Origin of the sequence: Desulfosediminicola sp., from assembly GCF_048381775.1 — a bacterium.
GTDB lineage: Bacteria > Desulfobacterota > Desulfobulbia > Desulfobulbales > Desulfocapsaceae > Desulfopila > Desulfopila ganghwensis.
Genome location: NZ_JBLXGE010000005.1, coordinates 113,602 through 133,842, shown reverse-complemented (window position 1 = coordinate 133,842; position 20,241 = coordinate 113,602). Strand labels below are relative to the sequence as shown.

At 51.0% G+C, this 20,241-nt stretch carries 18 protein-coding genes and 1 pseudogene; 4 read left to right on the top strand and 15 right to left on the bottom strand.

Going from position 1 to position 20,241, the window contains the following annotated elements; genetic code table 11:
* Window positions 1–15: 15 nt before the first annotated feature.
* From ACN5NT_RS09980 to ACN5NT_RS09925, 12 genes are all read right to left on the bottom strand, one after another.
* Window positions 16–519, bottom strand: coding sequence for a M48 family metallopeptidase (locus ACN5NT_RS09980; RefSeq protein WP_419175322.1), 504 nt, complete (start codon window positions 517–519; stop codon window positions 16–18).
* 277 nt (window positions 520–796) lie between these two features.
* The gene (gene dsrP / locus ACN5NT_RS09975) at window positions 797–2,017 is read right to left on the bottom strand and encodes a sulfate reduction electron transfer complex DsrMKJOP subunit DsrP (RefSeq protein WP_419175321.1); all 1,221 of its coding nucleotides are present in this window, start codon (window positions 2,015–2,017) and stop codon (window positions 797–799) included.
* A gap of 10 nt (window positions 2,018–2,027) precedes the next feature.
* Entirely contained in the window at window positions 2,028–2,996 is a 969-nt protein-coding gene (locus ACN5NT_RS09970) for a 4Fe-4S dicluster domain-containing protein (protein ID WP_419175320.1), read from the bottom strand.
* A 12-nt stretch (window positions 2,997–3,008) separates the two neighbouring features.
* A complete protein-coding gene (locus ACN5NT_RS09965) occupies window positions 3,009–3,614 on the bottom strand; it encodes a hypothetical protein (RefSeq protein ID WP_419175319.1) in 606 nt (201 codons plus the stop codon).
* 37 nt (window positions 3,615–3,651) lie between these two features.
* Entirely contained in the window at window positions 3,652–4,308 is a 657-nt protein-coding gene (locus ACN5NT_RS09960; protein WP_136798925.1) for a hypothetical protein, read from the bottom strand.
* Complete coding sequence (locus tag ACN5NT_RS09955; RefSeq protein WP_419175318.1) at window positions 4,308–6,626, bottom strand: molybdopterin-dependent oxidoreductase; 2,319 nt, start codon at window positions 6,624–6,626, stop codon at window positions 4,308–4,310. Before ACN5NT_RS09955 ends, ACN5NT_RS09960 begins: the two co-directional genes overlap by 1 nt.
* Window positions 6,627–6,659: 33 nt before the next feature.
* Complete coding sequence (locus tag ACN5NT_RS09950; protein WP_167495853.1) at window positions 6,660–6,893, bottom strand: chaperone NapD; 234 nt, start codon at window positions 6,891–6,893, stop codon at window positions 6,660–6,662.
* A gap of 517 nt (window positions 6,894–7,410) precedes the next feature.
* Window positions 7,411–8,283 carry a DMT family transporter gene (locus ACN5NT_RS09945; RefSeq protein ID WP_419175317.1) on the bottom strand — a complete coding sequence of 291 codons (873 nt, stop codon included), beginning with the start codon at window positions 8,281–8,283 and terminating at the stop codon, window positions 7,411–7,413.
* Window positions 8,284–8,427: 144 nt separating this feature from the next.
* Window positions 8,428–9,243, bottom strand: coding sequence for an AraC family transcriptional regulator (locus tag ACN5NT_RS09940; RefSeq protein WP_419175316.1), 816 nt, complete (start codon window positions 9,241–9,243; stop codon window positions 8,428–8,430).
* A 1-nt stretch (window position 9,244) separates the two neighbouring features.
* Entirely contained in the window at window positions 9,245–9,571 is a 327-nt protein-coding gene (gene sugE / locus ACN5NT_RS09935) for a quaternary ammonium compound efflux SMR transporter SugE (protein WP_136798930.1), read from the bottom strand.
* 107 nt (window positions 9,572–9,678) lie between these two features.
* Window positions 9,679–11,364, bottom strand: coding sequence for a diguanylate cyclase (locus ACN5NT_RS09930; RefSeq protein WP_419175315.1), 1,686 nt, complete (start codon window positions 11,362–11,364; stop codon window positions 9,679–9,681).
* Window positions 11,365–11,494: 130 nt separating this feature from the next.
* Window positions 11,495–12,562 carry a sugar ABC transporter substrate-binding protein gene (locus ACN5NT_RS09925; protein ID WP_167495854.1) on the bottom strand — a complete coding sequence of 356 codons (1,068 nt, stop codon included), beginning with the start codon at window positions 12,560–12,562 and terminating at the stop codon, window positions 11,495–11,497.
* Window positions 12,563–13,033: 471 nt separating this feature from the next.
* Here ACN5NT_RS09925 and ACN5NT_RS09920 point away from each other — a divergent pair, with 471 nt between their 5' ends.
* The 4 genes from ACN5NT_RS09920 (at window position 13,034) to ACN5NT_RS09905 (ending at window position 16,803) form a co-directional block, all read left to right on the top strand.
* Complete coding sequence (locus tag ACN5NT_RS09920) at window positions 13,034–14,011, top strand: ABC transporter substrate-binding protein (protein WP_136798933.1); 978 nt, start codon at window positions 13,034–13,036, stop codon at window positions 14,009–14,011.
* 81 nt (window positions 14,012–14,092) lie between these two features.
* Entirely contained in the window at window positions 14,093–14,938 is an 846-nt protein-coding gene (locus tag ACN5NT_RS09915; protein WP_136798934.1) for an ABC transporter permease, read from the top strand.
* A 14-nt stretch (window positions 14,939–14,952) separates the two neighbouring features.
* Complete coding sequence (locus tag ACN5NT_RS09910; RefSeq protein WP_136798935.1) at window positions 14,953–15,741, top strand: ABC transporter ATP-binding protein; 789 nt, start codon at window positions 14,953–14,955, stop codon at window positions 15,739–15,741.
* A 201-nt stretch (window positions 15,742–15,942) separates the two neighbouring features.
* Window positions 15,943–16,803: a substrate-binding domain-containing protein gene (locus ACN5NT_RS09905; RefSeq protein ID WP_228721449.1), complete on the top strand. Its 861-nt coding sequence runs from the start codon at window positions 15,943–15,945 to the stop codon at window positions 16,801–16,803.
* 74 nt (window positions 16,804–16,877) lie between these two features.
* Here the strand turns inward: ACN5NT_RS09905 and ACN5NT_RS09900 are convergent, their stop codons facing one another.
* From ACN5NT_RS09900 to ACN5NT_RS09890, 3 genes and pseudogenes are all read right to left on the bottom strand, one after another.
* Window positions 16,878–17,372 carry a HyaD/HybD family hydrogenase maturation endopeptidase gene (locus ACN5NT_RS09900; protein ID WP_136798936.1) on the bottom strand — a complete coding sequence of 165 codons (495 nt, stop codon included), beginning with the start codon at window positions 17,370–17,372 and terminating at the stop codon, window positions 16,878–16,880.
* Between the two features lie 66 nt (window positions 17,373–17,438).
* Window positions 17,439–19,058 (bottom strand): nickel-dependent hydrogenase large subunit, encoded by a 1,620-nt coding sequence (locus ACN5NT_RS09895; RefSeq protein WP_136798937.1) that lies wholly within the window; start codon window positions 19,056–19,058, stop codon window positions 17,439–17,441.
* A gap of 203 nt (window positions 19,059–19,261) precedes the next feature.
* Window positions 19,262–20,155: pseudogene (locus ACN5NT_RS09890) on the bottom strand (hydrogenase small subunit); the annotation flags it as partial.
* Window positions 20,156–20,241 lie beyond the last annotated feature (86 nt).

Here is a 20,241-nt window from a genome sequence, read left to right as displayed (position 1 = left end):
GAAATTTTATTGAGTTCAATACAACGGCCCAAAAATATCCAACTGTGTCAGATAGAGGCGCATATCGAATTCAAGTTGATGGTATTGGGGCTCTATATGCTTACAGAGCTTATAAAAAGCTTTGTTGTGCTCCCTCTCTTTGATGTGAGCAAGTTCATGCACGACAATCATGCGAAGAAGTGGTTCTGGTGCGTTTCTAAACGCAGAGGAGATGCGGATCTCATTTTTGGCTTTCAACTTGTTCCCCTGCACCCGCGATATAATTTTGTGCACACCGAGGGCTTGATAGTGCATCTTGATTTTGGCGTCATAGAGCACTTTGCTGAGAGGCTGTGACTTTTGTATGGAAGAATTTTTGATCGCCGTCACGTACTCGTAGAGAGCTTTATCGGTACGAATTTCATGGGGTGAAGGATACTTTTGAAGAAGGAGTGCGGGCAATGTCCCCTTCTCGATCAGGTGCTGTACCTGCGCTGTGATATCGTTGGGATAACCTTGTAAATATTGTAGTTCCTGCACTGAGTCACCTGATCAATTATTGAATGGTATGAGTTTTTTTTGGGGGGGGATACACTGCTACCCTTTCAAATTATGAACAACAGACGTTCAAGTCCAGCCCCTGCTCTGTGTTACACCATCTCCGCTGTAACACAAAGAAGAAATGAAATCCCGGCGTCCTGGCAGTAGAAAAGGTGGTCTATCCAAATGAGTTTCCAGTTAGCCTTTCCGGCCCTCTGATTGCCGTATAGAGTTCTGGTCAAAGTGGAATCTCTCTAAAAGTTATACCTATGTTACCTTAGCCTAGGGGATTTTCGTTCTGTTCGATTATGAGCGCCACCCGGACCAACCAGGTCACCACAGTTATGCCAAGCGCGAGTATGCCCAAGGTCACACAGAGTTCAACCCAGGTTGGCAAATAGTCCACCACCTCGCCGAGCGGGCTTGGGATCAGGCCGGGCACAATAAGACCAATCCCCTTTTCCATCCATATCGCTATAAATAGTAAGCCACAAGCTGGCAGTAAAACTTTAGGGTTATTCTTGCCTGGGTTCAGGGCAAGCACCAGGGTGGCGAGGACATTTGCACATACCGAAGTCCAGATCCATGGAACAAGTGCGTCATAACCATCCAGCCCAAAAAAGAGATATACCGCAGAGATTGAATGATGGGTGGTAAAATAGAACTCTTTAAAGATCTCTGAAAAGAGCATGATGAGGTTAATTATCGCCGAAATGACAATGATAATCCGCAGCTTACTGAAGACGGACCTGTCAATCTTGTAGGTGGTAGAGCTATGAATAATTGCCAGAATAAGAGTAATAAGGGCCGGGCCTGCAGCAAAAGCCGAAGCGAGAAAGCGTGGCCCCATTAATGGATTGTTCCAAAATGGCCGCGCAGGCAGGCCCTGATAGAGAAAGGCTGTAACCATATGAATGGAAAATGCCCAGAATATCGACAGAAAGACGAAGGGCCGATACTTTCTTTCATCCGCCTTTCTACCCATATAGTGACAATATAAGATATAGGCTGGCACAAGGGCGTTTAACAGAAGATACCCATTCAGAACAAGTACATCCCAGGCAAGAATCGATGAAGGGAAGTTGAATAGTCCAATGCCCGGAATAAGATGCCATGCCTGCAGCGGGCCACCCAGATCTACCAGAATAAAGGTCAGACACATAATTAATGCGCCAACCGCCACCCCCTCACCAATAATGACCACCCGATGAAAATCAGGGTCATGAAAGACGTAGGCCGGTAAAATCAGCATAACCGCAGCAGCTGCCACTCCTACCAGAAAGGTGAAGTTGGAAATGTAAAACCCCCAGCTGACGATGTCGTTCATACCCGTTACAGACAGGCCGTACCGAGCCTGAAAAGAATAGGCATAAATGCCAAGGCCCATACAACCGAGCAGCACCAGCCTGAATATCTGAAAGGCCGGGGTGCCCTGAAGATTCCAACGAATACCGTCTATAAAGAATGTTTTCAGACTCTTCTCATGAAGTGCTCGCATATGACACCTATCAGTCAATAAAGTACCAAAACTTAGGATCCGTCTCTAATTCCTCCTTCATCCTGAACACCTTCTTATGTTTCAGGACATAACGAATCTCACTGTCCGGGTCGAGCAAGTTGCCAAATACACGGGCACCTGTCGGGCATGCTTCAACACATGCTGGCAGCCGGCCTTTTCTGGTTCGCTGAATGCAAAAGGTGCATTTTTCCATCTTTCCCATGGGCCGGATACGGTTACCGAGGTAATGCTGTTTGGTGTTTATCTCGTCTTTCGGTATTTCCGGCTTTCCCCAGTTAAATCTTCGGCCATAGTATGGACACGCCGCCTGACAATATCGGCAGCCGATACACCAATCGTAGTCAACAACCACAATCCCGTCCGGCTCTTTCCAGGTCGCTTTGGTCGGGCAGGCCTTGGTACACGGGGCATTTTCACAGTGAAAACATTGCGTACCCATATAGAATTTATTATCCACCGGCACCTCGTGGTAATACTGGCCATCCCCGGTGCTTGGGTCGAGTTTGCCCGGCTCCATTTCAAAAATCCGGATATATTGGGTGTGTACTTTACGGTCTAAATTGTTCTCTTTTATGCAGGCGGTGACACACTCCATAAACCCTGTACAGCGTGTGATATTAAAACCATAACCATAGAGCACACCATCAATCGGAGGCTCACTGCCCATCTGCAGATCAAGATTGTTCTCAAGCTTTGCCAGCCGCTCCAGCCGCCCCACGGCTGCATCTTTTTCCTCTTGGGTCATCAAGCGATAATGTTTTTTGAAAAACTCCTGCCAGCGCAGTTTCATCTCCTCTGTACTTGCTTCCGCAAGAGAAGGAATGCAGCCGGTGGTCAAGGCCGCACTTCCCGCAGCGGCAGCAATTGAGAGATTTTTTATAAACGATCTTCTGCTGCTATCACCTTCAAGAAATTTGATAATATCAGACTCTTTAGGGTGCTTTTTATCAGAGCTCATATTTTCTCCCGATCAGTCCAGAGGCACCGAATAGGTAGCCGGGAATCGTTTTTCAAAGCGCGGCGAATGAGGGTTATGGCAAGTAGCGCAGTTATAGACCACGCGCTCACCGGCCCAGTTGGCCACCCTCTTGCCATGTGCCCCGGCGAGCCAGTCCCTTTTCTGGCGGAAATGGCACTGACCACATAACTGATAACTGTGATCAAAATCTATCTTCCGCCCCTTTTTATCTTCCAGGTAATCGCGTTCCTCACGGTGATGACAATCGATGCAAACAAGAGCTCTGCCACCCAGGCCGTGCTGCAGCACCACATCGCTGTGGGTGAGCTCAAGCCCTTGCCGTGCTTTCACCGGTTTATCGGTATGGCAACTGCTGCACTTGTAACGCCCTATCTGCTTTTTTCTGGCCAGAACCCGAAAAAATTCATCATTATTCGGTGACATGGTAACTACCGTTTCTTCGATAACCTGCTTTTCAAGAGGAACAGTTCGGTTATCAAAACGCGCTTCCGACTCTCTCACCTCATCCATAAACGATTTCCTGGCGGCCATTGCGAAGCTGCCGTAGATGCAGGCCGAAAGCAAAAGGAGAAAACACAAACCGACTCTTCTGTTCATTGTAAACCTTGCCTGGGTGGTGGTTAGAACCGTTCAACTATTCCGGCCGCTCAAATTCCTTAAATGGTGCTGTCCGAATAACGACCGAATGACATTGCCGACAGTCACCCCTTGAACTGTGCTGTATCTGTATCTCGACCACTGCCGCCGGGCCCGTGTGGCAGGCTATACAGTTTTCCCGCAGTTGCAGGCTATGCGGCACCGCTGGTGGTGAACTGCTGAGAAACGATTGACCAAGGCGGGGCGGTTGTATAGATACCCAATCTGTTTCGACAAACTTTTCCTCTGTCTGCACCAGGGTGTGACATTGATAGCATAAGATATTCTCCGGATGCGGCGTAACAGGAGCGAATGCATCAAATTCCTGACTGTATCCACCCTTTTCGTGGCATGAGAGACAATCTGTCTCATTACCGCTGAAGGTGATATCCACCTCATGGGGAATGCGTGGCGGAGAGCCGGGGTACTGACGCAGGCCGTAAAAATCCGCCAGGGTTCTGGCACCGGAGCCCGCCTCAAGATTGATTACCGGAGTCTCTTTCTGAGCCCTGAAAATTTTCCAGCCCTCATTATCAAACCGAACAGGGACATTGGATTCTGCCAAGACAGTTGTCTGCAATACTATTGAAATACCGACGAAACCGAGAATGGCAACGTACGCAAGCAACTTGCCCTCCTGATTGAGATATTTCATCACACTTTCTCCAGTCGTACAGCACATTTTTTATAATCCGGCTGTTTGGAAATAGGACAAAAGGCATCCAGCGTCACCTCGTTAATGAGGTAACTTTCATCGAAAAACGGTACAAAGACCATACCTCTCACCGGTACCCCCCTGCCGTTTATCTGGGCTGGTATTGTTATCTCGCCCCTGCGGGAGATGATCTTGACGCGCTCACCGTTCACAACACCCAACTCGGCTGCATCCTCCGGGTGAATCTCCACATATGACGATGGCACAGCATTATGCAGCACCGGCACCCTCCTGGTCATCGAACCGGTATGCCAGTGTTCGATAACCCGGCCGGTATTGAGCCAGAAATTATACTCAGCGTCGGGAGATTCTGCGGCAGGTTCATACGGTCGTGCCCATATCCAGGCGCGGTTATCCTGCTTACCGTAAAAATGAAAATCTTTACCGTTGGTGCAGGCGGGATCGTGCTTGGCGTTGAAGCGCCATCTGGTCTCTTTACCGTTTACAAAGGGCCATTGCACTCCCGAGCGCTCGCGTAGTACCGTGTAAGGTGCCATTTCATGTTTCGGCCCGGCATGGAATTTTCGATATTCTTCCCATATGTTGGCAATATATTCTTCCTGGTCCCAGGGGAACTGCTTCTCAAAGCCGAGCCGTCGTGCTACCTCGATAATCTGCCAGGTATCACACATCGCTTCGCCCGGCGGCTCGACAATGCGTGTAAAATGCTGGGTTCTACGCTCTGAGTTACCATACATTCCTTCCTGCTCTATCCACATCGCAGCTGGCAGGATCACATCAGCCACATCGGTGGTTGGGGTTGGGTACACATCTGATACCACCACAAAGCGGTCTTCTTTCAGGGAACCATCACGATACCTTTTCAGGTTGGGCATGGTTACCATCGGGTTGGTTACCTGGATCCAGATAAAGCGTATATCGCCCCTGTCGAGGGCACGAAACATTTCAACGGTGTGATAGGTTGGCTTCGGGTCGATATTCTCAAGCGGGACATCCCATATCTCCGCGGCCTTTTCACGGGCGTGTTCATTGGTAACCTCGCCATAGGGCAACCTGTTGGTCAGGGTACCAACCTCACGCACCGTTCCGCAGGCGCTGGGCTGGCCGGTGAGTGAAAAGGGGCTGTTGCCCGGGGTGGAAATCTTGCCCACCAGCAGGTGAATATTATAGACAAGGTTATTTATCCAGGTGCCACGGGTATGCTGATTCATCCCCATACACCAAAATGACGTAACCTTCAGGGAAGGATCACCATAAAGAGCAGCCAGATACTTGATATCCCGTGCTGAAACCCCTGAAATCTTTTCTACTTTTTCCGGAGTATAATCCTGCAGAAACTCTTCGAACTGGCCAAAGTCGATAGTTTCAGGCTGGTCTGTAAAAGAGAAATGATCTTCTGTGCCATAGCCTATATTGGTTTTTCCGCTATGAAAAGAAACATGCTCGTCGACAAAGTTCTGGTTCACCCAGCCGTTTTTGATGATTTCATAGCAGATGGCATTGGCCACGGCCAGGTCGGTTTGCGGCTTGAAAATTATACTTTTATCTGCGGCCTGGCTGGTTCTGGTATAGCGGGTGGCGAAATCGATAATGGCAACATTGCTTCTGCGTTTCCTGTTGGCCAACATCCTCGAAAACAACACCGGATGCATCTCCGCCATATTGTTGCCCCAGGTGATGAAGACGTTGGCGTGATCAATGTCTTCGTAACAGCCCATCGGTTCATCAATGCCGAAAGAAGTCATGAAACCGGTTACAGCGCTGGCCATGCACAGCCGGGCATTCGCTTCTACATTGTTGGTGCCCAGACACCCTTTAAACAGCTTCGATGCGACATAACCATCAGGGATGGTCCACTGGCCAGAGCCATAAATCGCCACAGAGTCTTTGCCATATTGCTCTCTGGTCTCAGTGATTTTGTCAGCGATAAGATCAAGAGCCTCCTGGATGGGCACATCAACCAAGGTGCCGTTCTTTCGCACCTGAGCTTTGGTCAGCCGATCTTTACCATACAGTGCCTGCACCGAATGGTAGCCCTTCATGCAGCACAGCCCTTTATTCACGCTGCAGTTCGGATCACCCTTGACCGCAACCGCCCGACCATCACTCACTCCCACCAACACACCGCAACCGGTGCCGCAGAAACGGCAGGGAGATTTCTGCCACGCAATAACCCCTGAGTTATTCGATAGTCTGGTCCAGTCTCCGAAGCTTATGCCAGGAAAAAGAGAACCGGCAGTCGCAAATGCACTTGTTATCGCCGCCTGTTTTATAAACTGTCTTCTGTCGAGTTTCATGGTCTGTGTAATCTCCCTTGTCATTCTGTTTCGTCATAACGTATCGTCATAACCGAAGGCCAGGCTCAAAGATTGCAGAGACGGCAGGGTCTTCAATGTTTCGGCAAGCTGTTTCTCCGTCGCATGGTCAGGAGTATCCGTCACAAGGACGATCACCTCCTGATTTTCGGCTGGAATCACTTCACAATATTTGAGAGCAGATAATTCAGAGCAGAGTGACTCCCTTGCATTTGCTTTAGCAATGGCGAGATAACTGAAGATCGGCATACATTCTCCCTTGATGGGCATGAATTGAACGTGCCATATTGTCTACACAAAACCCACAGCAGATACACCGGCTTTATGCAGTCTGATTGTGTTGACATTGATCAAGCACCATAACCCTAGGCGCTTATCAATGAACAATTCGGTACTACATCATATCACTCATCCATTCGGAAAAACAACGAACTGACGGAAGCTCGGCACAATGGGGTACCAAAAATATAAGCGGTATTGGTTGAGGGCAATTCATGACGGATAGAGTTGAAAAACCTCATATGAATTGAATACCTTGGAAAGGTTATATTGCAGCAGATCAATTCTTGGTGGCACAGCTTGAGAACACCGTTGCCGAGTTAGAAGGCAGTCAGGTGCTTCCAGAGCAAAAAATGCTTCAAGGCTCTGGCGACACACCAATGATACAGCAATTATGAGATAGGAAAACAAGCTTGATCAGACATAAGTACCTCCCATTTTAACAACCAACCGGTTCCATTCTCACCATCTTTTTTCAATTTGACGTCTATTTCGTTCCACCCTTTTCAAGCATATTCAATCTTAACCTGCCAAGAAGTGAGGCGCCAATAATCAAACACATTCCCCAGATCACGGACGTATTGATCTTCTGACCATGAACCAGCGCCACCAGCAACACCGCAAGTGGCGGGGTGAGGTAGCTCAAAAAGCCGACAATCACCATATTGCCTGTGGTAACAGCCCTGTTCCACAAGAAAAATGACAGACCAAGCGGCACGCAGCCAAGGTAGGTTGCCGATAATAGAGCCTGCAGAGATGGCATCTCATATGGCCCGGTGCAAACATAAAGAATCGCCGAGCAGATCGCCGCGTAGATGGTGAAGGCGGTCATCGGCTCCTCTTTTATTTTCAGATATGGCAATGCTACGGAAAAACTCGACCAGATCAGACCACAGCACAGGGCGAGCAGATAACCGGGCATGGCCGCAGCCTGAAAAGAGAGTTCCTTGCCGCCACCAATCACCAGAGCTGCGCCGGCAAAGCCGAGTACGGCTGTGACAATCATCGACGGCGCCAACCGCTTCAAGCGCAGAATTGACGAGAAGATCACGATCCACAAAGACCAGGTCGTAGCCAGAATGGCACCTTCGGCCAGAGGTGCCCGCTCCAGTGCCAGATAATAGACGAAATGGTAAACAAAAATCCCCGTTACACCAAAAAGAGATGCAGGAAGTGGGGGCAGAAAAACTCTGGCTGAACGCTTTACCACAAGATCCTGCAGGTACAGATAGATCGCTGCAGCTGTGAAGCTGAAAAACATCAGCTCTGGTGTTGTGAGTTCTACCAGACCTGAGCCTGTCGCCGCGGGCAGACTGGCCCAGCAGAGAATTGCGCCGAGCGCGTAGAGATAGGGAGTCATAATGGTATTCGTTTCCTGTCCTTCTGGTTAAAATATATCGATCTGCCAGGATAACGAATAATCACCAGCCACGTCTTGAACAAAATTGACCTGGGCGGTGCGGATTGCGTTGTCAGTCTGAAAAGTCTTCAGGTCGTGCTACTTCTACAGGTTTACGTAACGCCCAGGCGTAAGCCCATAGCGCTCTTTGAATTTGCGGGTGAGGTGACTCTGGTCGGCGAAACCTGAACGGAAGGCTGCATCGGCAATAGAAACATCTGCCCCCAACAGCCTGCGTGCCTTCTCCAGTCGCAACTGTACCAGATAGGCGTGGGGTGATATTCCACAGTGCTTTTTAAAGAGACGGATCACGTAGTGTTCGGTACAACCGGCCAACTCGGCCAATTGAGAGAGCGTGTGAGACTGTGCCGGGTCGCTGTGCAGAACTTCGGCAAGCTGTGAAAATCTTTTATTGGTACAACGTACGCTTTGGCCTGAACTACGCTGTACCGCAGTGGTGTTCCGCCAGAGTCTGGTAAAAAGGCTGACCACAAACTGTTCGGTAACCAGTTGCTCCTGTCCCGAGACAACAGCCTCATGGAGATTGAGTAACTCACGCCAGCTCACCTCATCATGATAGGTTGCTGTCGGCAGGTTTATGGTATCAGGAATACCGATGAATATCTGCGCCACCCGGCTAAAAAAATCGGGTGCCAGATAGAGGCTGCGGAGGTGACGCCCGCTGCCCTCACAGGGATGATTGGTATGGGCCACTCCCGGTTCTATTACGCTGACGCTACCCGGTTGCAGGATGTCACTGTCTCCTTTCACCGAGAAATGCTCACCACCAGCTGAGTTGAGCCAGATAACGTGCCCATCGTGGATGTGAGTGCCGAAGTGGAAATCACTCACGCAGGAGAGCGCTTCGATACCGGTCCCGGGCGAGGATGCGTATATGATATCACCGGGTGTTGAAATCATCTCACTCCGCGCTCATAGCCAGGAATTTCAACCCCATAATCCCTGTCACAATCAATAGCAGACACAAGATTCTCATGATATCACGTGACTCATCAAACAACACCATACCCATAATGGCTACCCCAACGGCACCAATCCCGGTCCACACCGCATAGGCAGTACCGACCGGAATGGTTTTCATAGCTGCAGAGAGCAGAAAAAAACTTACCCCCATTGCTGCGACAGTGAACAATGAGGGCATCAGTTTTGTGAAACCTTCAGTATATTTCAGGCCAATAGCCCAACCACACTCAAACAACCCTGCAATAAACAGATATAACCAAGCCATTCCACACACATAAAAGTAACAAAACAAAACACCACAAAACGTTGCCAGCAGAGCCCCGGCACGCTACCCAACAAAAGAGTCAGGATACAGCTCTTGCCCAGGTATATTCAAGACATTTCGTCCTGCCAGCCACCTGTCAGGCTGCCCGTTTGAAAAACTTCCACTCGATTTCGCCCCATTTTCTTAGCAAGGTAGAGTGCTCGGTCGGCAAACCCCAGAGCATCATCAATCTTGACTTGGTTCAGCCGAACCTCAACCATGCCAATGCTAATTGTCAGTACAAGTTCTTTACCGTTTTTCGTTTGCAGTGGTTTAGAGGCAACGGTGGTTCGAATACGTTCTGCGGCTATTACGCCCTCCTCCAGAGAGGTTTCAGGCATAATCAAGGCAAACTCTTCGCCGCCGTAGCGGGCAAAGATATCTATTGAACGGATTGCACCTTTGCAACTCTGAGCCACTTCGAACAGGGCGTGATCACCAAAATTATGACCATGGGTGTCATTCACCTTCTTGAAATGATCGATATCCAGCATCATTATCACCGAGACACTATTATGTCGGGTCGCCCGGTCTGTCTCAATTGCGGCCAACTCAAAAAAATGACGTCTGTTCCACACCTGGGTTAACTGGTCGACTGCGGCAAGATTTCTGAGACGCACTGCTTTTCCCAGTAATTCTTCCGCTGCCTTGGCCATCACCGCGATCTCATCCCTGCCTCTTACCGGGATATGGGGCGGCTCACTCCCCGACTCCTCCGCCACCATGGCACGGCTGATGAGGCTGAGCCTGTCACCAAAGCCACTCACCACAACCCTGCGATAGAGTATATAGAGCGTTACAATCGCCCCGAGAGTGAGCATTGTAGTGATGTACAACCCTATGCGCTCTTTCTCAATGACCTTTGCCGCAGTTTGATGAAAGTGGCCGAAAACCACATCCACCGACTCTGAAGCAAGGGAGGCCAGGTTTATTATCTGCTCATCCAGTTCTGTCGAAAACATGGCAACGTCCTCATTTATCAGCAGGTACTTGCGATGCCTGTCATAGAGCGCCTCCATGTCACTGATATGGGTCTGATAGACACTCTTCACAGGTGCCAGTTGCTGATTGGCCGCCAGCATTTTGGTATACACACCCTTGATGATAACGAAAGAGTCCTCCAGCGCATCAATTTCTTCACTCTCTTTCACCAACTCAAGCTGGCTTGAGATGATAACCATCTTTAGGAGACAGCTACGTAACAGATCCGCGGTAACCTGCTGGGCATCAACAGCGACCTTTTCCCGCCATACCTCAGCATTGACTACCGCAGCATAGGGCAGCGCCTCCGCCAGCAGCTGACTGCCGATATCACCAAGCAGACTCTCTCTCTGGTGTTCGATCTCCAGCTTATGGGCCTCAAGCTGGAAAATCTGCAGCACTAGAGTGTGAATCGCCTGACTCAGGTAATTGAGTTTCAGGAGATCGAACCCCCCCTCCTTCTGTGATATTCTCGCTGTGGTGTCTTCCAGTCTGTAGAGCAGTACCTCGAGCCGCCCATAGATCAGGCTCAGGTCATCGACAGTATCGCTCTCTGTCAGGTCCCGGCTGAAATTGCCGATTTCGGTAACCGTATGCTCAAGTGCATTTGCCGTCTCTATACTGGGAAGGGTATTCTCAACGAAGATCTCTGTGGCCGATAGCAGCTGGTTTGAATAGTAAAAATACAGACAGCCTCCCAGCAGAATAACCAGCACTGCAATAACCAGGGTCGCCGTCAATCTTGATTGAATACTGTAAAACCATTTTCTCATCAGTTTGCCCGAATATTTCCATAATAGGAAATAAGGTATTGCCAATCCAGCGAATTGCAACGATCGCCAGGGATTCAAAAACTATACTGAAAGATGAGGTTCGGTTGTTAATCCCTAAAAAATATTCAGGTTATTGGTTCCCGGACCAGCTTCTGCTGTAATGTTCCCTGTAATTATTTTTTATATCAAACAGGTTCAGACCTTCATCCTTCGGCCATATATTTTTTCTGGTCACGATATGCGGCGGGGTCACATAACCGCTTGGCGGTTTGTTACTGAAGATCCTGTTCAGTTCATCTACGAGCTGCCAACCATGAAAAAGCAATGGTTCCGGAACCGTTGCCTTCTGATAACTGTCGCTGCGAATTCGCAAAAAAGCGGATGGGCTGCCATCCCCGGCCGAAATATTGAACGGCGGCCCACCGGGATCGTTACCAGCCAGCACCAGTGAAGTTACAGAACTATCGTAATATAAATCGTTTATGCCGAGAGAGTAATTCCAGCGCTCGCCGTATTTCCCAATTAAAGCATTTATGACATCAGGCATTTGTACATTCACACTATCCAGGCTGACATCCAGAATTTCGAGAACTTCACATCCTTCACAACTCTGAATAATCTCCGCCATGATGTCCGATTTCTTCAGGGCGATGGCAAATCGGCTGTCCGTAAATAGTATGACCGACGCTTTGCCCCCGGAGTCTGCTATCACGTAATGCGCCGCCACCCTGGCCACATCTTTTGAGTCCGTGGCAATATTGACTGCAATAGGTGTCCCCTCCACCACGCCAGGAAATGGCGCAACATGCCAACCCACAATCGGAATTGCCGCGTCTTTAAACCGCTCCAGATATCTCAGGCTGGCATGGGCATCCAAACCACCGAGTACCACTCCGTCCGGTTCCAGCTCAAAAACCTCTGAAAAAATCGCCTCCCTCTTCACGTCAAGGCTGCCGAGATCAAATACTCGACACTGCCAGCCAATGCTTTCCGCTGCCTCACAGACACCGGAGCCCACTCCCAAGACCCCACCGTTTCTGAGGTCTTCAGCGACATAAACAATCAGTTTGTTTTTTGCAGCGGCGGGTCCAGCAGGAGGTAGAGGCCAACCACTGGTATCCTCCATCGCTGTTTCGGCTACTTGCCTGGACAAAGCGAGATCTGCCCGGGCACGGCTCTGGAGAACGAGTACAGACATGAGGAGTATCATGATGAGCCATACACACAGGGACTTGCTGAGACGCACTATCACTTTTCACCCCCTGGTACTGATCGGCCAAAGACGATCTTTTGAAATGTCAGAAAATCAAAGAGATAAATACGATAGATATCAGTATCATTCTATCAAACAATAGAGTTGCCGCTCAAGCTCCATTTCCATTAATGTTACCAATTGATTCGCCAGCTATCGCCGATATTGCCGGCAATAACCGAAACTCGACCCTCACATAGATAAGGAAAACGTCATTTATGCTTTATTTTCTTTACTCTGTGGTTCGAAAAGGTTAAGAATCCTTTGGTTCAACTTATTGTGCAGTTACAACACATCCGCAGTTTTCAGTGTACGTACTTCCCGACCCTGCCGGAATCACCAGAGCATGTGCCTTGACCGAACCAGGGTCATATTCCCCCATTATTCCTGAATAAAAATGAATTGAGGAGAGTTGTTATGAAAAAGTTATTGGCCCTGGCAATGTTTGCCATCTGCCTCACCACAGGTTTTCTGGTTCCAGCTACCCCGGTTGCTGCAAAAACTGTAAAAGTCGGTGTTCAACCCTGGCTCGGTTACGGCCCCTGGTGGATTGCCGACCAGAAAGGCTTCTTCGCCAAACATGGCCTTGATGCCGAGATCGTTAATTTCACCTGGGATGCCGACATGAGTGCCGCTGTCGCCAGCGGCCGAGTTCAGGTTATCGCCGCGGCGACCAATACCCTGATCACAGTACGTAACCAGGGCATCGATCTGCAGGCATTCCTGATACTCGATTCCGCCTATGAGGCAGATGCCATTCTGGCACCGAAATCAGTACAAACCATTGCTGACCTCAAAGGTAAAAAAGTCGCCTATGAAGCGGGTGCAACCAGTGATCTGCTGATCAACTACGCGCTCAAAGAAAATGGCATGACCATCAGAGATATCGAGCCAGTGAATATGGCTGCCGCCGATGCAGGCCTGGCGCTTATAGCCGGTAGAGTCGATATCGCAGTCACCTACGAACCGTACATCTCTGCCGCGTTACGGCAAGGCGATGATTATAAGGTTCTCTACACAGGTGCCGAGAAGCCCGGTCTCATCAGTGATGTTGCCATTTCCGACGCTACATTCATCAAGGACAATCCTGAAACTATTCAGGCGCTGATCAAAGCCTGGGATGAAGCCGTACGATTCCTCAACGAGAATCCTGAAGAAGGCGGCAAAATCATTGCCGATGCGGTAAAAAGCCCGATGGATGAGTACAAGCTCGCCATGGAGGGAGTACATGTTTACGACCTCAAGGGAAACCAGGAAATTCTGGCTGGAGAATTCCAGAAAACCATGGTCGATATCAACACTATCATGAAAGAGACCACTCCGGACGTTATCAAAACTGTCGCCGACCCGGCTGACGCACTTGGCATAGACGTCATCAAGAACATGGCCAAATAGCTGCCGACCGCTCTGTAAGAACGCAGGGGTAGCCGTTTGGCGGACTACCCCTGCTCCTACATTCCCTGCAGGATTGCCCCAATGACCGACCCACAAAAACCATCACCTGACAGCAACACCACACGCCAGCACAAGAAACCGACCCGCTACCTTGCCCTACGAGAAGATATCCCCAAAAATGTCTATATCGCCTTAGGAGCAGGTTTTATCCTGCTGCTTCTTGTTGCCTGGCAAATTGTCACCAGCAGTGGTCTGATACGCCCCCTCTTTCTGCCGCCGCCAGCAAACATTGCCACGGAAGGATTACGGCAGATAAACGAGGGCATACTCTGGGCAGATGCCTCCGCCTCCATCTATCGTATCGTCATGGGCTGGGGCTTCGCTACACTGTTTGCTGTTCCCATCGGTATATTAATGGGCAATTTCAAGTTCTTCGAGGGACTGTTCGAACCCTTTATCGATATCGTCCGCTATATGCCAGTGGTCGCCCTGATACCACTCACTATCCTCTGGGCCGGTATAGGTGATTTTCAGAAATTCCTGATCCTCTTTATCGGCACCTTCTTCCAGCAGGTACTGATGGTGATGGATAACGTCAAGTCGGTGCCGATCAGTCTTATCAAAGTCGGGCAAACCCTTGGGCTTTCACGTTTTGAAATCCTGAAATCCATAGTTCTGCCCGCCGCCATGCCCAAGATCTGGGACACCTTCAGGATCACCATGGGCTGGACCTGGACCTATCTGGTTGTAGCCGAACTGGTGGCCGCCAATAACGGCCTGGGACGACGCATCATGGACGCCCAACGCTATCTGGCCACCGATACCATCATCTTCGGCATCCTCTTCATCGGCTTTTTAGGGCTGATTACCGACTATATTTTCAAACTTTCCGGCAAAGTACTGTTTAAGTGGAATAAAGGGCAATAAAGGGACACGCAGCAATGACAATTCCGAAAATCAAAATCGACAATGTCTCGCAAATCTATAATAAGAACGGCACGGCTTTCGTAGTGCTCGATAACTTCAATTTAGAGATTGCCCAAAATGAATTCGTGACCGTGGTCGGCACCTCGGGCTGCGGGAAATCGACCCTGCTCAATATCGTCGGCGGCCTGGTCGACCCCACCGAAGGCCAGGTCCAGATAGATGGTATGCCCATCTCCGGCCCCGGCAGGGATCGCGGCTTCGTGTTCCAGTCCTATAGCCTTTTTGAATGGCTGACAGTCACCGACAATATTCTCTTTGCCCTGAAAGGAACTGACATGGGGGAGAGTGAAAAGCGTGAACTGGTGCAGCACTACATCGAATCGGTGGGACTGGTCGGCTTTGAAAAGGCCTACCCAAACGAGCTTTCAGGCGGCATGAAACAACGGGTGGCCATTGCCCGGGCACTGGTTTATAAACCATCGGTGCTATTGATGGACGAGCCGTTCGGGGCACTTGACTCCCAGACCCGCGGCATGATGCAGGAGTTGCTGCTGAAGGTGTGGGGAGAGCACAAAACCACAGTGCTCTTTATCACCCACGACGTTGATGAGGCAATATTCCTCTCCGATCGGGTTATCGTGATGTCATCGCGGCCCGGCCGACTCAAGCAGGACAAGCGTATCGGCATCTCCCGTCCCCGCAGCTACGAGATAATGACAGAACCACTCTTTATGGAGGCCAAAAAAGGGCTGATTGAGTCCATTCGTGAAGAGACTCTGAAGACCATGGGAACTGTTGGCTGATATTGAAACAGGGCTACCAGGCCCTTGGCAATTGCAGCGCACTGCCCGTTCTCCACTGTTCATCTTTGTCCGTTTTGGTCATCCATGCTGACAACATTGACAGCTCCGGCCATAAAAGGGTATCTGCCCTCCTCGTAGAGATGCGTGTTCCATTCTCGACCAGCTGAACACGTCCAGAACAACAACCTCCGAGGAACAATCATGAATATCAGGAAGCTCGTATTTGGTGCCTCAATGGCCCTGGCCATCGCCGGGGCAACCGTAGCCCAGGCCGCAAACAACTGCAAAGCCATCTATGGCAACGGCGAAAACACCTACACTCTCGCCACCGGCAGCCCCGGTGAACTCGGCCTGCTTGAAGAGCTGGCCAATACCTTCAACGACAAGCACGGCTCCACAATGTGTTGGCAAAAAGCGGGTTCCGGCAAGTCTCTTGCGCTCTTGAAAGACAAGAAAGTTGATCTGGTTCTGGTGCACGCCCCGGCTGCAGAAAAGCAGGCTATAGCTGACGGCTGGGCTATCAAGCGCTCCCTGATCGGTTCCAACGAGTTTTACATCGTCGGCCCGGAAAATGACCCTGCAGGAATTGCTGGTGCCACCAGCGCTGCTGACGCGTATGCCAAAATTGCCGCGGTAAAAGCCCCGTTTCTCTCCCGTGGAGACAACTCAGGCACCAACAAGAAAGAGCTGGCAATCTGGAAAACCGCTGGAGTTGCACCGGCTGGTGACTGGTACGTAATCACCAGGGAATTCATGATGGCCTCCCTGAAACAGGCCAACCAGACCAACGGCTATTTCATGACTGATTCTTCCACCTGGGTTGCCGGTAAAAAAGAGATGGGTAACCTTAAGGTACTCTTTAAAGGTGATCCTGTGCTGATCAACACCTACCACGGTCTTTGCCAGCCGGAAGGTGCCACCGCAGCTCAACCGCTGGCTTCTCAGTTCATCGACTTTGTCGCTTCAGCAGAAGGCCAGGCTATTATCGGCAGCTTCGGCAAGGATCTTTACGGTGAACCGATGTATAACGACGCAGAGTATGCAACGCAGTACGATCATTAAAAACGTCATCTGGCATGTCTGCCGTTAGTCTCCCAACTACCGGCAGACATACCCTTTTCCTCCTGCTTCATCTCTTACATCTGAGCCTGCATAACCTCACCACCGGCCGCCCGAATCTCATCTATCACTCTCGCAATCATCTGCGGTCTGGCCGCAGCAACCTCTTCGGTTAACTCCGTGCCCCAGGCGCTGAGATCTTTGGGTTCACAGCCGATCATCACTGTCTCGGGCAGCATGCCCAGAAAATCGGCATAGGCGATGGTCTCCAGGAAAGACACCTGGTGCTGTGAGTTTTTGGCCGCAACCCGGCCACGTAACTCGCTGCCGGTCAATCGGGTAATGGTGCCGGGAGCTTTACCTGAACACAAAGTATCGGCCACGATCATGTAATCGGCCCGCCCCATAGCATCCAACAGCCGTATACCGAGAGTTCCCCCGTCAAGGAGGGTTAACTCTTTGGAAAAAGAGTACTGCTCTTCCAGATCCCTCACCACGTGAACACCTATTCCTTCATCATGCAGCAGGATATTGCCCACTCCCAATACCAGAATGTTCTTTCGTTTCTGCATACCTATCTCTTTTGCAGGTTCAACCGAAGAGTAGAACCAACCTACTCTTCGGAACGTTCGATTTATTTACAAAACTTTAACTTCATAATGGGTTTGCTGGTCGTTATCAGTCACATGGACCGCGCAAGCGATACATGGATCGTAAGAATGTACGATACGCAGGATCTCAACCGGCTGCTCGGGGTTCGCCACCGGGGTTCCGATAAGTGCTTCCTCGACAGGTCCACGTGATCCGGAAGCGCAGCGCGGGCCCAGGTTCCAGGTGGAAGGAACCACCATCTGGTAGTTGCCGATCTTCTGGTTCTCAATGTTGATCCAGTGACCAAGCGCTCCTCGCGGCGCCTCGTTGAGGCCGATACCGGAGGCCTGGTTCGGCAGGGAGACGGATACCCTGGCAATGGCCCCCGGCTGGAGCTGATCGAGCCAGGAGCCCATCTCATCGGCGATGACCTTGGTTTCGATGGCTCTGGCCGCTGAACGGCCCAGGGTGGAATGCATGGCCTCGATGGTCAGACCTGCCTTGGCCAGGAAACTGTCCACGGCATTCACGAAAGCTGAATGGCCCATACCATAAGCGACCAGCACACGGGCCAGCGGGCCAACTTCCATCGGCTCACCCTGATAGCGGGGAGCCTTCATCCAGCTGTAGCGGTCAGCGGTATCATAACCAGTATAGCCGGGTACCGTTTCACCGTTTTGCGGATAGCGGGCGGTGGAGCCCTCATACCAGCTGTGCTGGACGTGCTCGTTGATCTCGCCCAGCATGACATCGTTCACCTGGCCAATGTTCTGATCCATGATCACACCGGCGGGCAGGAACAGGTCGCCCTGATTGGTGTTGCTCATCTGGAACTCACCGAAGGCCAGGTAGTTCTTGAAGCCGCCGATGGCACCCCACTCAGGATAAGCGGAGGCAAGGTGCTGGACATCCGGCAGGTAGACATTGTCTATGAAATCACGCATCTCGTTCAAAAGGCTTCTGAACTCGTTGATCCGGGTACTGTTGATCTCGTTTTGACAGGTTACACCTCCGACCCTGAGACTCTGCACATGCGGATTCTTGCCGCCGAAGATTGCGTGCATGCGGCCCGCCTTCACCTGCTGGCGCAGGGCGTAGAGGTAATGAGCGGCAAAGAGCAGGTTCTCCTCCGGCGACAGGGTGTAGGCGGAGTGTCCCCAGTAGCCACCGGCAAACGGGCCGAGCTTGCCGCTGTCTACAAAATTCTGCAGGCTCAGCTGGGTGGCGGCGAAGTCGATGGCCGGTGCGTTGGGTGACAACGAGTTGGCCATCGACTCGGTGGCGGCAACGTTGGCCGAGAGTGCGCTGACGATATCAACCCAGTCCAGTGCACTCAGGTGGTAAAAATGTACCGGGTGGTCATGAACAAAGAGTCCGCCGGTCAACAGATTGCGGATATGACGGGCATTCTCCGGCACAGTGACATTTACCGCATCCTCAACCGAACGTACCGAGGTAACGCCGTGAATATAGGTGCAGACGCCGCAGAGGCGCTGGGTGATCAGCCAGGCTTCATCCGGATCGCGGCCCTGGAGGATGGTCTCGATGCCGCGGAACAGAGTACCTGAACTCCAAGCATCAGTTACCACACCGTTGTTGATCTCTACTTCTATTTTCAGGTGACCTTCGATTCGGGTCACCGGATCTATAACTAAACGTTCAACCATGATTCAATACTCCCTCGTTAATTACTGCTGCTTTTCTTGTTGCCCCGGTCAGCGTTCTTCACACGCCCATTCCCTTTGGTGGAACCATCAGTCGGGATATCACCGGTGCCATCGGTAGGGGTATCGCCACCATCAGTCGGGATATCACTGCCGCCACCTGAAGGGTAGTCATCCGACCCACCTGATTCCTCCACACTTCCGGAATAGACTGGGCTCATGGTGTCCCAGAAATTGGGTTCACTGCAGCCGATACACGGGTGGCCGACCTGCATGGGGAAGCTGGTCCCGTCGTTGAACTTGATGGTCGAACAGTTGTTGCGGGTGCGCGGACCTTTGCAACCTTGATGTTCCAGGCAGAACCTCTCCAGGCTGTCCTCATCATAGGGGCAGCGATCATGCACTGTACGACCATGGGCAAAAGTTGGACGGCCGAGTGAATCCAGGGCAGGAAGCTGCCCGTTCAGCAAATAGCTCGTGATAACTGCGACGAAATTGACAGGATTTGGCGGACAACCCGGCAGGTTGATGACTGGCACGTTGAGGCTCGGGAGCGCGTCCTGGACACCTTTGGCACCCGTCGGGTTTGGAGAAGCGGCTGCCAGGCCTCCATAGGCTGCACAGGTGCCGCAGGCAATCACCGCTTTGGCCTTGGGCAGGATCTCTTCCGCTATGCTCAGCATGGTACGCCCCCCAATGGTGCCGTAGATACCGTTGTCGGCGGTGGGGATGGCACCTTCCACAACACAGAAAAACTCACCCTGATGGACAGCTGCGGCCTCAGCAAGCAGGGCCTCAACAGTATGCCCAGCTGCGGCCATGAGAGTTTCATGATACTCCAGGGAAATGGTATCGAACAGCAGCTCGTCCATCCATGGGCTTGAAGTCCTGAGGATAGACTCGGTGCAGCCGGTACACTCGGCAAAATGCAGCCATAGGACGGGAGGTCTGTTGTCGGAGGTCAAGGCCTCGGCAATTTTGGGAATGAAAGTGATGTCGAGACTGAGCGCTGTAGCGACAACTCCACAGAATTTCATAAAGTCCCTACGATGAACGCCCTTTGTCGTCTGGGCCTGTTCTAACCTGAATTTCGGTTTCATACACATACTCCTTGCACAGAATTTTGGGAAAACCTACAGCTCTGAGACTCAATTTCCCAACATCATTCTCTGTCGTTAATAGAGAG

Bases quoted from the DNA above. Each gene is read 5' to 3' on its own strand.
- dsrP (WP_419175321.1), bottom strand. From the start codon at position 2,017: ATGCGAGCACTTCATGAGAAGAGTCTGAAAACATTCTTTATAGACGGT.
- ACN5NT_RS09970 (WP_419175320.1), bottom strand. From the start codon at position 2,996: ATGAGCTCTGATAAAAAGCACCCTAAAGAGTCTGATATTATCAAATTT.
- ACN5NT_RS09965 (WP_419175319.1), bottom strand. From the start codon at position 3,614: ATGAACAGAAGAGTCGGTTTGTGTTTTCTCCTTTTGCTTTCGGCCTGC.
- ACN5NT_RS09960 (WP_136798925.1), bottom strand. From the start codon at position 4,308: ATGAAATATCTCAATCAGGAGGGCAAGTTGCTTGCGTACGTTGCCATT.
- ACN5NT_RS09955 (WP_419175318.1), bottom strand. From the start codon at position 6,626: ATGAAACTCGACAGAAGACAGTTTATAAAACAGGCGGCGATAACAAGT.
- ACN5NT_RS09950 (WP_167495853.1), bottom strand. From the start codon at position 6,893: ATGCCGATCTTCAGTTATCTCGCCATTGCTAAAGCAAATGCAAGGGAG.
- ACN5NT_RS09945 (WP_419175317.1), bottom strand. From the start codon at position 8,283: ATGACTCCCTATCTCTACGCGCTCGGCGCAATTCTCTGCTGGGCCAGT.
- ACN5NT_RS09940 (WP_419175316.1), bottom strand. From the start codon at position 9,243: ATGATTTCAACACCCGGTGATATCATATACGCATCCTCGCCCGGGACC.
- sugE (WP_136798930.1), bottom strand. From the start codon at position 9,571: ATGGCTTGGTTATATCTGTTTATTGCAGGGTTGTTTGAGTGTGGTTGG.
- ACN5NT_RS09930 (WP_419175315.1), bottom strand. From the start codon at position 11,364: ATGAGAAAATGGTTTTACAGTATTCAATCAAGATTGACGGCGACCCTG.
- ACN5NT_RS09925 (WP_167495854.1), bottom strand. From the start codon at position 12,562: ATGTCTGTACTCGTTCTCCAGAGCCGTGCCCGGGCAGATCTCGCTTTG.
- ACN5NT_RS09920 (WP_136798933.1), top strand. From the start codon at position 13,034: ATGAAAAAGTTATTGGCCCTGGCAATGTTTGCCATCTGCCTCACCACA.
- ACN5NT_RS09915 (WP_136798934.1), top strand. From the start codon at position 14,093: ATGACCGACCCACAAAAACCATCACCTGACAGCAACACCACACGCCAG.
- ACN5NT_RS09910 (WP_136798935.1), top strand. From the start codon at position 14,953: ATGACAATTCCGAAAATCAAAATCGACAATGTCTCGCAAATCTATAAT.
- ACN5NT_RS09905 (WP_228721449.1), top strand. From the start codon at position 15,943: ATGAATATCAGGAAGCTCGTATTTGGTGCCTCAATGGCCCTGGCCATC.
- ACN5NT_RS09900 (WP_136798936.1), bottom strand. From the start codon at position 17,372: ATGCAGAAACGAAAGAACATTCTGGTATTGGGAGTGGGCAATATCCTG.
- ACN5NT_RS09895 (WP_136798937.1), bottom strand. From the start codon at position 19,058: ATGGTTGAACGTTTAGTTATAGATCCGGTGACCCGAATCGAAGGTCAC.